At 66.6% G+C, this 13,036-nt stretch carries 10 protein-coding genes; 6 read left to right on the plus strand and 4 right to left on the minus strand.

Going from position 1 to position 13,036, the window contains the following annotated elements; translation table 11 throughout:
- Window positions 1-89 precede the first annotated feature (89 nt).
- A complete protein-coding gene (locus AAHK21_RS07840; protein ID WP_046857895.1) occupies window positions 90-779 on the minus strand; it encodes a tellurite resistance TerB family protein in 690 nt (229 codons plus the stop codon).
- A 241-nt stretch (window positions 780-1,020) separates the two neighbouring features.
- On the opposite strand from AAHK21_RS07840, the gene ydcS reads away from it, so the two are divergent.
- The 5 genes from ydcS to AAHK21_RS07865 all read left to right on the plus strand — a co-directional run bounded on the left by ydcS (window position 1,021) and on the right by AAHK21_RS07865 (window position 6,467).
- Window positions 1,021-2,160, plus strand: a complete 1,140-nt coding sequence (gene ydcS, locus AAHK21_RS07845; protein ID WP_367856920.1) for a putative ABC transporter substrate-binding protein YdcS — start codon at window positions 1,021-1,023, stop codon at window positions 2,158-2,160.
- Between the two features lie 105 nt (window positions 2,161-2,265).
- The gene (locus AAHK21_RS07850; RefSeq protein ID WP_367856921.1) at window positions 2,266-3,291 is read left to right on the plus strand and encodes an ABC transporter ATP-binding protein; all 1,026 of its coding nucleotides are present in this window, start codon (window positions 2,266-2,268) and stop codon (window positions 3,289-3,291) included.
- Complete coding sequence (locus tag AAHK21_RS07855; RefSeq protein ID WP_367856922.1) at window positions 3,288-4,229, plus strand: ABC transporter permease; 942 nt, start codon at window positions 3,288-3,290, stop codon at window positions 4,227-4,229. Before AAHK21_RS07850 ends, AAHK21_RS07855 begins: the two co-directional genes overlap by 4 nt.
- A complete protein-coding gene (locus AAHK21_RS07860; protein WP_046856858.1) occupies window positions 4,219-5,025 on the plus strand; it encodes an ABC transporter permease in 807 nt (268 codons plus the stop codon). The genes AAHK21_RS07855 and AAHK21_RS07860 overlap by 11 nt, the downstream gene beginning before the upstream one ends.
- 17 nt (window positions 5,026-5,042) lie before the next feature.
- Window positions 5,043-6,467 (plus strand): gamma-aminobutyraldehyde dehydrogenase, encoded by a 1,425-nt coding sequence (locus AAHK21_RS07865; RefSeq protein ID WP_367856923.1) that lies wholly within the window; start codon window positions 5,043-5,045, stop codon window positions 6,465-6,467.
- An 84-nt stretch (window positions 6,468-6,551) separates the two neighbouring features.
- Here the strand turns inward: AAHK21_RS07865 and AAHK21_RS07870 are convergent, their stop codons facing one another.
- The 3 genes from AAHK21_RS07870 to AAHK21_RS07880 form a co-directional block, all read right to left on the minus strand.
- Window positions 6,552-7,658, minus strand: a complete 1,107-nt coding sequence (locus AAHK21_RS07870; protein ID WP_367856924.1) for an NADH:flavin oxidoreductase/NADH oxidase — start codon at window positions 7,656-7,658, stop codon at window positions 6,552-6,554.
- A gap of 79 nt (window positions 7,659-7,737) precedes the next feature.
- On the minus strand, window positions 7,738-8,550 hold the full coding sequence (map, locus tag AAHK21_RS07875; protein ID WP_367856925.1) for a type I methionyl aminopeptidase: 813 nt from the start codon (window positions 8,548-8,550) through the stop codon (window positions 7,738-7,740).
- Window positions 8,547-8,750: a ParD-like family protein gene (locus AAHK21_RS07880; RefSeq protein WP_046856862.1), complete on the minus strand. Its 204-nt coding sequence runs from the start codon at window positions 8,748-8,750 to the stop codon at window positions 8,547-8,549. The genes map and AAHK21_RS07880 overlap by 4 nt, the downstream gene beginning before the upstream one ends.
- A gap of 290 nt (window positions 8,751-9,040) precedes the next feature.
- Here AAHK21_RS07880 and AAHK21_RS07885 point away from each other — a divergent pair, with 290 nt between their 5' ends.
- Complete coding sequence (locus tag AAHK21_RS07885) at window positions 9,041-13,018, plus strand: molybdopterin-dependent oxidoreductase (RefSeq protein ID WP_367856926.1); 3,978 nt, start codon at window positions 9,041-9,043, stop codon at window positions 13,016-13,018.
- Window positions 13,019-13,036: the final 18 nt, after the last annotated feature.

Here is a 13,036-nt window from a genome sequence, read left to right on the forward strand (position 1 = left end):
CCGAAGTATAGCCCAGGCTTCCTACGTATTTGCGGCTGAATGCTGCTGTATTCAGGCCTCCGTGCCCATTGATATGGCCAATTGCAGGCTCATTGATCCGCGGCAAGCCTGACCTGGTTCTCCAACTCCAGGCGCAAGGCAGGGTCCAGGCGCAGCTGGCGCGCCAGTTCGTCGAGGTAGGCGCGCTCCATGAAGTTCTCCTGGTCGACCATCATCACGCTGGCCAGGTACATCTCCGCAGCCATTTCCGGCGTCTGCGCGGCGCGGGCCACTTCGGCCGGATCCAGCGGCTTGTTCAACTCTGCGTGCAACCAGTGCTGCAACTCGCGATCGCTATCCAGGCGAGTGAACTCGCCTTCGATCAGGGCCCGCTCACGGTCATCGATATGGCCGTCGGACTTGGCTGCCGCCACCAGCGCCCGCAACACGGCCTGGCTGTGCTGCTCGACCTGGGCCGGGGGCAGGCGATCCAGCGTCTGCGGCTGCTGATCGCCGGCGCCCTGGCGGGCCTGCCAGTTGCCATAGGCCTTGTAGGCCAGCACCCCGAGCGCGGCCAGGCCGCCGTAGGTGAGTGCCTTGCCGCCGTACTTGCGGGCCTTCTTGTTACCCAGCAGCAAGCCCATGGCGCCGGCCGCCAGCGCACCGCCACCGGCGCCCGAGAGCAGGCTGCCGAGGCCGCCACTGCCTCCGGGCTTGGGCCCCGCGCCTTTGCCAGCCTGGTTGCCGAGCAGTTCCTGGCCGGACTTGAGCAGTTGATCGAGCAGACCACGGGTGTTCATCTGACGTGCCTCCATGGGTACGAAAAAGAGGCCACCAGAGTAGGACGGCGCACGGGTTTCGCCACCCATGCAAGTGCTTCCAGATGTTGCATCAACGATCGATAAAAGCGATCTAGACTCGATTCAGTCGCTGGAACTTCCAGGCAGTCCGCCGCATGGCTGTCCTGCACCGCGCATATGCGCTCCACTGCTTTGCTTGACGTCTGCCCCCGACCACAACGTCCAAAAAAGAGGGAACACCATGTCAGTGCACAAGACCCTTCTGCTCGGTGCCCTGCTGGCCACTGCCGGCGCCCAGGCCGCCGGGCTGCCCCAGCAGCTCGGTGCCGGTGAAGGCCAGCTGGATATCGTCGCCTGGCCCGGCTATATCGAACGCGGTGAAAGCGACAAGGCCTATGACTGGGTCACCGGCTTCGAGAAGGAAACCGGCTGCAAGGTCAGCGTCAAGACCGCCGCCACCTCCGACGAAATGGTCAGCCTGATGACCAAGGGTGGCTACGACCTGGTGACCGCCTCGGGGGATGCCTCGCTGCGGCTGATCGCCGGCAAGCGTGTGCAGCCGATCAACACCGCGTTGATCCCCAACTGGAAAAACCTCGACCCGCGCCTGCGCAACGGCGCCTGGTACGTGGTCAAGGATCAGGTCTACGGCACGCCCTACCAGTGGGGGCCGAACGTGCTGCTGTACAACACCGACGTGTTCAAGCAGCCGCCGAGCAGCTGGAGCGTGGTGTTCGAGCCGCAGGACCTGCCGGACGGCAAGCCCAACAAGGGCCGCGTGCAGGCGTACGATGGGCCGATCTACATCGCCGACGCGGCGCTCTACCTCAAGGCTGCCAAGCCCGAACTAGGGATCCAGAACCCTTACGAACTGAGCGAGACGCAGTACAAGGCGGTGCTCGACCTCCTGCGCCAGCAACAGCCGTTGATCCACCGCTACTGGCATGACGCGACCGTGCAGATGAGCGACGTGAAGAACGAAGGCGTGGTGGCCACCAGCTCCTGGGGCTACATGGTCAACGGCCTGAAGGCCGACAAGCAGCCGGTGGCCTCGGTGGTACCGAAGGAAGGCGCCACCGGCTGGGCCGACACCACCATGCTGCACAGCGAGGCCAAGCACCCCAATTGCGCCTACAAGTGGATGGACTGGTCGCTGCAACCCAAGGTGCAAGGCGATGTGGCGGCCTGGTTCGGCTCGTTGCCGGCGGTGCCCGCGGCCTGCACCGGCAACGCGCTGCTGGGTGACGAGGGCTGCAAGACCAACGGCTTCGACAACTTCGACAAGATCGCCTTCTGGAAGACCCCGCAGGCCGAGGGCGGCAAGTTCGTGCCGTACAGCCGCTGGACCCAGGACTACATCGCGATCATGGGCGGGCGGTAAGCGCCATCGCGGCGCACCGCCGCTCTCACGTTGATACATGCATCTGCGTGGGAGCGGCGGTGTGACTTGCACCGCGATCAGCAGTAACCCAAGTGGAGCCCCGGTATGCCCCCAGCAGTCCAGTTCACCCAGGTTTCCCGTACCTTCGGCGAGGTCAAGGCCGTCGACCAGATCAGCATCGACATCGAGGATGGCGAGTTTTTCTCGATGCTCGGTCCCTCGGGTTCGGGCAAGACCACCTGCCTGCGCCTGATCGCCGGCTTCGAGCAACCCAGCAGCGGCTCGATCCGTATTCACGGCAGCGAGGCGGCCGGCCTGCCGCCGTACCAGCGCGACGTCAACACGGTGTTCCAGGACTACGCGCTGTTCCCGCACATGAACGTGCGCGACAACGTCGCCTATGGCCTGAAAGTCAAAGGCGTGGCCAAGGCCGAACGCCATGCCCGCGCCGCCGAGGCCCTGGCCATGGTCGCGCTTGACGGTTATGGCGAACGCAAGCCGGCGCAATTGTCCGGCGGTCAGCGCCAGCGCGTGGCCCTGGCCCGCGCCCTGGTCAACCGGCCGCGGGTACTGCTGCTCGACGAGCCCCTCGGGGCCCTTGACCTCAAGCTGCGCGAGCAGATGCAGGGCGAGCTGAAAAAGCTGCAACGCCAACTGGGCATCACCTTCATCTTCGTCACCCACGACCAGACCGAGGCGCTATCGATGTCCGACCGGGTGGCGGTGTTCAATCGCGGGCGCATCGAGCAGGTCGACTCACCCCGCAACCTGTACATGCAGCCGGCAACCACCTTCGTCGCCGAGTTCGTCGGCACCTCCAACGTGCTGCGTGGCGAACTGGCGCAACAGCTCAGCGGCAGCGCAGCCCCGTTCTCCATTCGCCCCGAGCACATCCGCCTGGACGGCCAGCCCGCCAGCGGCGAGGTGCAGGTCGGCGGCGTGCTGCACGACATCCAGTATCAAGGCAGCGCCACGCGCCTGGAGGTGAGGCTGGACAGCGGCCAACTGCTCGCGGTGAGCCAGGCCAACGACCGCTGGCAGGCACAGGCACAGCCCTGGCAGACCGGCCAGCGCGTACAAGCCAGTTGGCCACGTGAGGCGATGACGGTGCTGCGGGAAACCCAGCCATGAGCCTTGCCGTGAAACGCGCGGCCGGCAGCTCGGCGCTGCGGCGCATCAGCGACCTGCTGTACCGGCGCCCCAACCTGTACCTGCTGATGCTGCTGATCCCGCCGCTGCTGTGGTTCGGCGCAATCTACCTGGGGTCTTTGCTCAACCTGTTATGGCAGGGCTTCTACACCTTCGACGACTTCACCATGGCGGTGACGCCCGAGCTGACCCTGGGCAATTTCGCGGCGCTGTTCAACCCGGCCAACTTCGACATCATCCTGCGCACCTTGTGCATGGCTCTCGCGGTGTCGCTGGCCAGTGCCGTGCTGGCCTTTCCCATCGCCTACTACATGGCGCGCTACACCAGCGGGCGCACCAAGGCATTTTTCTATATCGCCGTGATGATGCCGATGTGGGCCAGCTACATCGTCAAGACCTACGCCTGGACCCTGCTGCTGGCCAAAGGCGGCGTCGCCCAATGGTTCATCCAGCAGTTGCACCTGGAGGCCCTGCTGCAGGTGGTACTGCAAATCCCGGGGGTCGGCGGTAGCACCCTGTCGACTTCGCACCTGGGCCGCTTCCTGGTGTTCGTGTACATCTGGCTGCCTTTCATGATCCTGCCGATCCAGGCCGCGCTGGAACGCCTGCCGCCATCGCTGCTGCAGGCCTCGGCGGACCTGGGAGCCACGCCGGGGCAGACCTTGCTCCAGGTCATACTGCCACTGTCGATCCCCGGCATCGCCGCCGGCTCGATCTTCACCTTCTCGCTCACCCTGGGCGACTTCATCGTGCCGCAACTGGTCGGCCCGCCCGGCTACTTCATCGGCAGCATGGTCTACGCCCAGCAAGGCGCCATCGGCAACATGCCCATGGCCGCGGCCTTCACCCTGGTGCCGATCATGCTGATCGCCGTTTACCTGTCCATCGTCAAACGCCTGGGGGCCTTCGATGCACTCTGAAAAAGCCTCGACCGGGCTGCGCCTGGCGGCATGGGGCGGGTTGCTGTTCCTGCACTTCCCGATCCTGATCATCCTGCTCTACGCCTTCAATACCGAGGACGCGGCGTTCAGCTTCCCGCCCAGGGGCTTCACCCTGAAATGGTTCGGCGTGACCCTCGCCCGCCCCGACGTGCTCGAGGCGATCAAGCTGTCACTGCAGGTGGCCTGCCTGGCCACCCTGATCGCCCTGGTGCTTGGCACCCTGGCCGCGGCGGCGCTGTACCGGCGCAGCTTCTTCGGCAAGGACGCCATCTCGCTGATGCTGATCCTGCCCATCGCCCTGCCCGGCATCATCACCGGCATCGCCTTGCTCTCGGCGTTCAAGCGCCTGGGGGTGGAGCCGGGGTTGTTCAGCATCGTCGTCGGGCATGCGACCTTCTGCGTGGTGATCGTCTACAACAACGTCATCGCCCGTCTGCGACGCACCTCGGCGAGCCTGATCGAGGCGTCCATGGACCTGGGCGCCGATGGCTGGCAGACGTTCCGCTACATCATCCTGCCCAACCTGGGCTCGGCGCTGCTGGCCGGCGGCATGCTGGCGTTCGCCCTGTCCTTCGACGAAATCATCGTCACCACATTCACCGCCGGCAACCAGCGCACCCTGCCGATCTGGCTGCTGAACCAGCTCAGCCGCCCGCGTGACGTGCCGGTGACCAACGTGGTCGCCATGCTGGTGATGCTGGTGACCATGCTGCCGATACTCGGTGCCTATTACCTTACCCGCGGTGGAGAAAGCGTCGCCGGCGCAGGCAAATGACCCTGGAGGAGTACCCCATGCAAACCCGAATGCTGATCAACGGTCACCTGGTGAACGGCGAAGGCCCGGCCTGGACCGTGCTCGACCCGGCCAAGGGCAGTGCCCTGGCGCAGATCAACGAAGCCACCGAAGCCCAGGTCGACACCGCCGTGCGCGCCGCCGACCAAGCCTTCCAGCACTGGTCGCAGACCACCCCGAAGGAACGCGCCAGCGCATTGCTGGCGATTGCCGAGGTCATCGAACGCCACGCCGAGGAACTGGCCCGGCTGGAGTCGGACAACTGCGGCAAACCCTATGCCGCGGCGCTCGGCGACGAGATCCCGGCCATTGCCGACGTGTTCCGCTACTTCGCCGGCGCGGCACGCTGCCTGGGTGGCCTGGCGGCGGGCGAGTACCTGCCCGGGCACACCTCGATGATCCGCCGCGACCCGCTGGGCGTGGTCGCCTCCATCGCGCCGTGGAACTACCCGCTGATGATGCTGGCCTGGAAAATCGCCCCCGCGTTGGCCGCCGGCAACACCGTGGTCATCAAGCCATCGGAGTTGACCCCGCTGACGGCCCTGCGCCTTGGCGAACTGGTCCGTGAGCTGCTGCCAGCCGGCGTGCTCAATATCCTTTTCGGCCGTGGCCAGACCGTCGGCACCCCATTGGTCACCCATGCCAAGGTGCGCATGGTGTCGCTGACCGGCTCCATCCCCACCGGCGCGCACATCATTGGCGCCACCGCCGACAGCGTGAAGCGCATGCACATGGAATTGGGCGGCAAGGCGCCGGTGCTGGTATTCGACGATGCCGACCTCGACGCGGCCATCGACGGCATCCGCACCTTCGGCTTCTACAACGCCGGGCAGGACTGCACCGCCGCCTGCCGGCTGTACGTGCAGGACGGCATCTACGAACGCTTCGTCGAACGCCTGGGCGCGGCGGTGGCGAGCATCAAGCCAGGCCCGCAGCAGGCGGCCGACACCGAACTCGGCCCGTTGATCAGCGCCCAGCATCGCGACAAGGTCGCCGGCCTGGTGAACCGTGCCATCGCCCAGCCGCACATTCGCCTGATCACCGGTGGCAAGGCACTGCCCGGTGATGGCTTCTTCTTCGCCCCGACCGTGCTGGCCGATGCGCTGCAGGACGACGAAATCGTCCGCCACGAGGTGTTCGGCCCGGTGGTGTCGGTCACCCGCTTCAGCGACGAAGCGCAGGCGCTGGAATGGGCCAACGACTCGGAGTATGGCCTGGCCTCGTCGGTATGGACCCGTGACAGCGGACGCGCCCACCGCCTCGCCGCACGGCTGCAATATGGCTGCACCTGGGTCAACACGCATTTCATGCTGGTCAGCGAGATGCCGCACGGCGGGCAGAAGCATTCCGGCTATGGCAAGGACATGTCGATGTACGGGCTGGAGGACTACACCTGTGTGCGCCATGTGATGTTCAAGCACTGATGCACGACTGGCCGGTGGGGGCAAAACACCCACCGGCTTTTGTTGCAACGCACCGCTATATTCGCCAAACCGCCTGCAGCTGAGTCAGTCGCGCAAGTCCGATTCGTGGATCGGGTTGGCCCGGCTTGTCGCGCGTTGGTATTGCGCCGGCCAGGTCGCCTTGTTGCCGCCAAGGTCGTCGTCGGCGTGCAATGGCCAGTAAGGGTCGCGCAACAGTTCGCGGGCCAGGAAGATCACATCGGCCTGGCCGGTACGCAGAATATGCTCGGCCTGGGCCGGCTCGGTGATCATGCCGACGGTGCCGGTGGCGATCTCCGACTCCTTGCGCACCCGCTCGGCGAAACGGGTCTGGTAGCCGGGGCCGGTGGGGATCTCTGCATTGACCGAGGTCCCTCCCGACGACACGTCGATCAGGTCGACGCCCAGGGCGCGCAGCCGGCGGGCCAGCTCCACGGTCTCGTCCGGGTTCCAGCCATCCTCGACCCAGTCGGTGGCCGACACCCGCACCAACAGCGGCAGTTCCTGTGGCCAGGCCTGGCGCACCGCCTCGACGACCTGCAGGGTCAGGCGGATACGGTTTTCGAAGCAGCTGCCGTACTCGTCGCGGCGCTGGTTGCTCAGCGGCGAGAGGAACTGGTGCAGCAGGTAGCCATGGGCGGCGTGGATCTCGACCACCTTGAAGCCGGCCTTCAAGGCCCGCTCGGTGGCGGCGACGAACGCGCCGACGACCTGCTGGATCTCGTCCTTGCTCAGTTCATGGGGGACGGTGTGCTCGGGGTCGAAGGCAATCCTGGAGGGTCCTACCGGCTGCCAGCCGCCGTCTTCGAGCTTGACGCTGCCGTGCTTGCCCAGCCACGGCCTGTGGGTGCTGGCCTTGCGCCCGGCGTGGGCCAGCTGGATGCCGGGGACGGCGCCCTGGGCAGTGATGAAGCGGGTGATGCGCTGCAGCGCGGGGATCTGCTCGTCGTTCCATAGGCCGAGGTCTTCTGCTGTGATACGCCCATCGGCGGTGACCGCGACCGCTTCACTGATCACCAGGCCGGCGCCACCGACAGCGCGGCTGCCCAGGTGCACCAGGTGCCAGTCATTGGCCAGGCCGTCGACGGCGGAGTACTGGCACATGGGGGAAACGGCGATACGGTTGGGCAGGGTCAGCTGACGCAGGGTGTAGGGTTCGAGCAGCAGGCTCATGGCGCACCTCCCAAGGACTCCAATGGTTGCCGGGCCGGCATTTGTAGTGGGGCGTGGGCCGGTACCGGTAGGTTTCAGCCTAGACCATGGCTCCGAGGTGCGTTCGCCCATCGCCCTGCGCCACGCGTTCCTCCTCGCGCAAGGTCAGCACCTCGACGCCGCTCTGCGTCACTGCCACGGTGTGCTCCCATTGCGCCGACAGGCTCCGGTCACGGGTAATCACCGTCCAGCCATCGCGCAAACCGCGGGTCCCGCGCCCTCCCTGGTTGATCATCGGCTCGATGGTGAACACCATCCCCGGTTGCAGCTGCATGCCCGTGCCACGCTGGCCGTAGTGCAGCACCTCCGGCGCCTCGTGCATCTGCGTGCCGATGCCGTGCCCGCAATATTCGCGCACCACGCTGTAGCCGGCGGCCTCGGCGTGGGCCTGGATGGCGTGGCCGATGTCACCGAGGGTCGCGCCGGGGCGCACCTGCTCGATGCCCTTCCACAGCGCGGCATAGGTGGTGTCCACCAGCCGCCGGGCCTCTTCGCCGATCTGGCCGATGCTGTACATCTTCGACGAATCGGCGATATAGCCGCCCTGCTCCAGGGTGATGTCGACGTTGACGATCGAACCCTCCTTCAGCACCTCGTCGGCCTTGGGCATGCCATGGCAGACCACATGGTCCACCGAGGTGTTCAGGGCAAAGGGAAAACCATACTGGCCCTTGCTCGCCGGCCGCGCCTTGAGGGTCTGGACGATGAAGGCCTCGGCGCGGTCGTTGATCTGCATGGTCGTCACGCCGGGGCGAATGAAACCGTCGAGGTCGGCGAATACCCGGGCCAGCAACTGACCGGCACGGCGCATCAATTCGAGCTGGGCGGGGTCCTTGAGGATGACCTTGCTCATTGCAGCAGCTCCTTGAGATTGGCCTGCTCCTGGCGCAGCAACTGGCGCAGCAGTTCCTGGTAGGTGGCCTGCGGGTGCAACTCGGCCAGCATGCCGATGCGGATCCAGTGCTCGGCCTGGGCGTTGATCGAGCGCGACAGCGCGGCGCTGGCCACGCGCAGGTCTTCGTGGAGGTCGTCGGCGATCTTGACGATGCCCATATGCGGTTACCTATATATGAAACGTATGCGAATCATATATCCATAAGTCGGCCGGCGCCATCCGCTGGTGCACCGCTCCCCATATCGGTGCGCGCCCCTCGCCGGGCGAGCCCACTGACACCGCAGCGGCGCGCCCCGCCGTGATATGGCCCGGGATTTGCTGCCGGCAAGGCATCGAGGCCATCAACGCCGATGGTCCTCCCTCCACGACGAAGGCGCCGTGCTGCCCCGCTTGCCACTTGCAGGCCGGGCAGCCGGCGCCTTTGTCGTTTCGTCAGCAGGAGATCGTGATGAGCGGCAATGAAGTGCGCAGTGTTTGCCCGTATTGCGGGGTCGGATGCGGCATCGTCATGCACGTGAGCGAAGGCAAGATCGTCAAGGTCAGCGGCGACAAGCAGCACCCCAGCAACTTCGGGCGCCTGTGCACCAAAGGGCTGACCGCCCATGTGCCGCTGGAGGCCGGGCGCATGGCTCATGCGTTCGTCCGTGACCAGCGCAGCCAGCAACCAGCCCGTCGCCCGCTGGAGACCGCCATCGCCGAGACGGCCAGGCGCCTGCGCACGATCATCGATACCCATGGCGCCGACGCCGTGGCCCTCTATGTCTCCGGGCAGATGTCGCTGGAGGCCCAGTACCTGGCCAACAAGCTGGCCAAGGGTTTCATCCGCACCCGCCATATCGAGTCCAACTCACGCCTGTGCATGGCCAGTGCCGGCAGTGGCTACAAGCAATCGCTGGGCGCCGACGGCCCGCCCGGCAGCTACCAGGATTTCGAGCGCGCCGAGGTGTTCCTGGTGATCGGCGCGAACATGGCCGACTGCCACCCGATCCTGTTCCTGCGCCTGCTCGACCGGCTCAAGGCCGGCGCCAGGCTGATCGTCGTCGACCCTCGGCGTAGCGCCACTGCCGACAAGGCCGACCTGTTCCTGCAACTGCGCCCGGGTACCGACCTGGCCCTGCTCAATGGCCTGCTGCACCTGCTGCACGCCAATGGCCATACCGACGCGGATTTCATCGCCCGCCACACCGAAGGCTGGGAGGCACTGCCGGCGTTTCTCGAGGACTACACCCCCGCACGCGTCGCGGCCATCACCGGGCTGGCCGAGGCCGATATCCGCGAAGCCGCCCGCCTGATCGGCGCGGCGGGCGAATGGATGAGCTGCTGGACCATGGGTCTGAACCAGAGCATCCACGGTACCTGGCACAGCAATGCCCTGTGCAACCTGCACCTGGCCACCGGCGCCATCTGCCGCCCCGGCAGCGGGCCGTTCTCGCTGACCGGCCAACCCAATGCCATGGGCGGCCGCGAGATGGGTTACATGGGGCCGGGCCTGCCGGGCCAGCGTTCGGCGCAGGTAGCGGCCGACCGCGCCTTCGTCGAAGCGCAATGGCAACTGCCCCCCGGCACCCTGCGCAGTGAAGGGGGCGAAGGCACCGTGGCACTGTTCGAGCAACTCAAGCATGGCGAGGTGAAAGCCTGCTGGATCATCTGCAGCAACCCGGTGGCCAGCGTCGCCAACCGCCAGCAGGTGATCGACGGCCTGCGCCAGGCACAGCTGGTAATCAGCCAGGACGCCTTCCTCGACACCGAGACCAACCGCTACGCCGACATCCTGCTGCCGGCGTCACTATGGGCCGAGGGCGAAGGGGTGATGATCAACAGCGAGCGCAACCTGACCTTGATGCCCCGCGCCGTCGAGGCGCCGGGCGAAAGCCTCGAGGACTGGCGCCTGATCGCGCGCATCGCCTGTGCCCTGGGTTATGCGCACGCCTTCGACTACCCCGACGCCGAAGCGGTGTTCGATGAGATCCGCCGCTTCCACAACCCCGACACCGGTTACGACCTGCGCGGCATCGCCTATACCGACCTGCGCCAGGGCCCGCGGCAGTGGCCAAGCGCGCCGGGGCGCAAGGACACTCGCAGCCCGCTGCGCTATGTCGCGCCAGACGCCCCACAGACGCCGGTGTTTCCGACGCCCACCGGCAAGGCCCGATTCTTCGCCCGCCCCTGGCTGCCGCCGGCGGAGCTGCCCGACGATGCCTTCCCCTTCGTGCTCAACACTGGCCGCGTCCAGCACCAGTGGCACACGCTGACCAAGACCGGCCAGGTACCCAGCCTGAACAAGCTGGAGCCCGGCCCCTTCGTCGAGGTCCATCCCGACGATGCCCGGCGCCTGGGTATCGCGCCCAAGGACCAGGTGGCGATCCGCTCGCGCCGTGGCCAGGCCGTGCTGCCGGCACGGCTCAGCGAGCGGGTGCTGCCAGGCAACTGTTTCGCCCCGTTTCACTGGAACGATCTGTACGGCGAGCAACTGGCAATCAACGCGGTGACCTGCGACGCGGTGGACCCGACCTCACTGCAACCGGCCTTCAAGCATTGTGCCGTGGCCCTGGAGCGGGTCGCCGGCGAGCGCATCGAAGCCCTCGAACTGACGCTTCCCCCGGAGGCCATCGCCATGCCCACCGCCACCCTGTCCCGCCTGCTCGGCCTGGAGGCTTTGCCGGCTCCGGTCCTGGCCGAGGATGAGCGCCATTACCTGCAAGGTTTCCTGCTCGGCCTGAGCCAGGCCAGCACCGAGAACGTGCCTTGCCTGCCGCCCGGTGCGCCCCTGGCGCCGGAGCGACGCCTGTTCGTCGACGGCCTGCTGGCCGGCCTGTTCGCCCGGCCCGCGCCGGCGCCGCAAGCAGCGCTGGAAAGCCCTCGTCACCACGTGCTGTGGGCCTCGCAGACCGGCAATGGCGAGCACCTAGCCGAACGCTGCGCCCAACGCCTGCGCGACGCGGGGCTGGTGGTCGCGCTCAGTTGCATGGAGGCGGTGCGCCCATCCCAACTGCGAGGTGCCGCCAGCCTGCTGCTGATCGCCAGCACCTTCGGCGACGGTGATGCGCCGGACAGCGGCACCGCGTTCTGGCGGGCGCTGCAGGACGACGAAGGCGCCAGTTGCGCCACCCTCCCTTACGCCGTGCTGGCCCTGGGCGATTCAAGCTACGACCAGTTCTGCGGCTTCGGCCGCAAGCTCGACCAACGCCTGGCCGACTTGGGCGCCCGGCGCCTGCTGGACCGGGTCGACTGCGAGCCGGATTGCGAGGCGGCCTTCGGCGCTTGGCTCGATGCCCTGTTGTCCGAACTTGGCGGTGCCCCGGCGGCCACCGCCGCCGCGCCAGTCACCGTCCGCGGCAAACAGCAGCCCTGGCCTGCCACCTTGCGGGAAAACCGCCTGCTCAACGGCCCGGGTTCAACCAAGGAGACTCGCCAACTGGTCTTCGACCTGTCCGGTAGCGACCTGCGCTATCAACCTGGCGATGCCCTGGGCGTATGGCCGCGCAATTGCCCGGAGCTGGTCGACGAGCTGCTCATGCTGATGCAGCTGGAAGGCCAAACCGAGATCGAACTCGAGGGCCATGCCCCAATGCCCCTGCGAACCGCGCTGGAGCGGCACCTGGACATCACCCAGGTCAGCCGCCAGCAGCTCGAAACCTTCAGCCAGCACGCTCCCGACCTGCAACGCCTGCTGCTGCCAGAATGCAAGGACGAACTCAAGGAATGGCTGTGGGGCCGTCAGCTGGCCGACGTGCTGCGCGAACACCCCCAGGCCTTGCCACTGGGCAACTGGTTGTCGCTGCTCAAACCCTTGCAGCCGCGCCTGTACTCGATCAGCTCCAGCCCCCGGGCTCATCCCGGCCAAGTGCACCTGACCGTGTCCATCGTGCGCCATGGCGAGCGCAAGGGCGTCTGTTCGAGCTTCCTCGCGGACCGGGCAGCAGTGCTGGAGGTGGGGATATTTGCCCAGCCATCGAAACACTTCCGCCTGCCCGAGGACGACGGGGTGCCCATCGTCATGATCGGCCCTGGTACCGGTATCGCCCCCTTCCGCGCCTTCCTTGAAGAGCGCGAGGTACGCGGGGCCAAGGGGCGCAACTGGCTGTTCTTCGGTGAGCAGCATGCCGCTTGCGACTTCTATTACCGCGAACAATTGCAGGCCTGGGAGGCCAGCGGGCATGTGCGTCTGAGCACTGCGTTTTCCCGTGACCAGGTGGAAAAGGTCTATGTGCAGCACCGCCTGCTGGAGCATGGCGCCGAGCTGTGGCAATGGCTGCAAGCGGGTGCCCATGTGTATGTCTGTGGTGATGCCCGGCACATGGCCCGGGATGTGGACGCGGCTTTGCACCAGGTGGTGGCTGAGCACGGCGGCCTGGATGAGAGCGCGGCAGCGGCGTTCGTCGAGGGGCTGGCGCGGGACAAGCGCTACCGACGGGATGTGTATTGATGCACCAGGCTGGTGAGG

This window comes from Pseudomonas sp. TE50-2, from assembly GCF_040813665.1.
GTDB classification, from domain to species: domain Bacteria; phylum Pseudomonadota; class Gammaproteobacteria; order Pseudomonadales; family Pseudomonadaceae; genus Aquipseudomonas; species Aquipseudomonas soli.

What these genes read in the sequence shown, in the direction of transcription:
- AAHK21_RS07865 (WP_367856923.1), top strand. Translation starts at nt 5,043, where the DNA reads ATGCAAACCCGAATGCTGATCAACGGTCACCTGGTGAACGGCGAAGGC.
- AAHK21_RS07885 (WP_367856926.1), top strand. Translation starts at nt 9,041, where the DNA reads ATGAGCGGCAATGAAGTGCGCAGTGTTTGCCCGTATTGCGGGGTCGGA.
- AAHK21_RS07840 (WP_046857895.1), bottom strand. Translation starts at nt 779, where the DNA reads ATGAACACCCGTGGTCTGCTCGATCAACTGCTCAAGTCCGGCCAGGAA.
- AAHK21_RS07860 (WP_046856858.1), top strand. Translation starts at nt 4,219, where the DNA reads ATGCACTCTGAAAAAGCCTCGACCGGGCTGCGCCTGGCGGCATGGGGC.
- ydcS (WP_367856920.1), top strand. Translation starts at nt 1,021, where the DNA reads ATGTCAGTGCACAAGACCCTTCTGCTCGGTGCCCTGCTGGCCACTGCC.
- AAHK21_RS07880 (WP_046856862.1), bottom strand. Translation starts at nt 8,750, where the DNA reads ATGGGCATCGTCAAGATCGCCGACGACCTCCACGAAGACCTGCGCGTG.
- map (WP_367856925.1), bottom strand. Translation starts at nt 8,550, where the DNA reads ATGAGCAAGGTCATCCTCAAGGACCCCGCCCAGCTCGAATTGATGCGC.
- AAHK21_RS07870 (WP_367856924.1), bottom strand. Translation starts at nt 7,658, where the DNA reads ATGAGCCTGCTGCTCGAACCCTACACCCTGCGTCAGCTGACCCTGCCC.
- AAHK21_RS07855 (WP_367856922.1), top strand. Translation starts at nt 3,288, where the DNA reads ATGAGCCTTGCCGTGAAACGCGCGGCCGGCAGCTCGGCGCTGCGGCGC.
- AAHK21_RS07850 (WP_367856921.1), top strand. Translation starts at nt 2,266, where the DNA reads ATGCCCCCAGCAGTCCAGTTCACCCAGGTTTCCCGTACCTTCGGCGAG.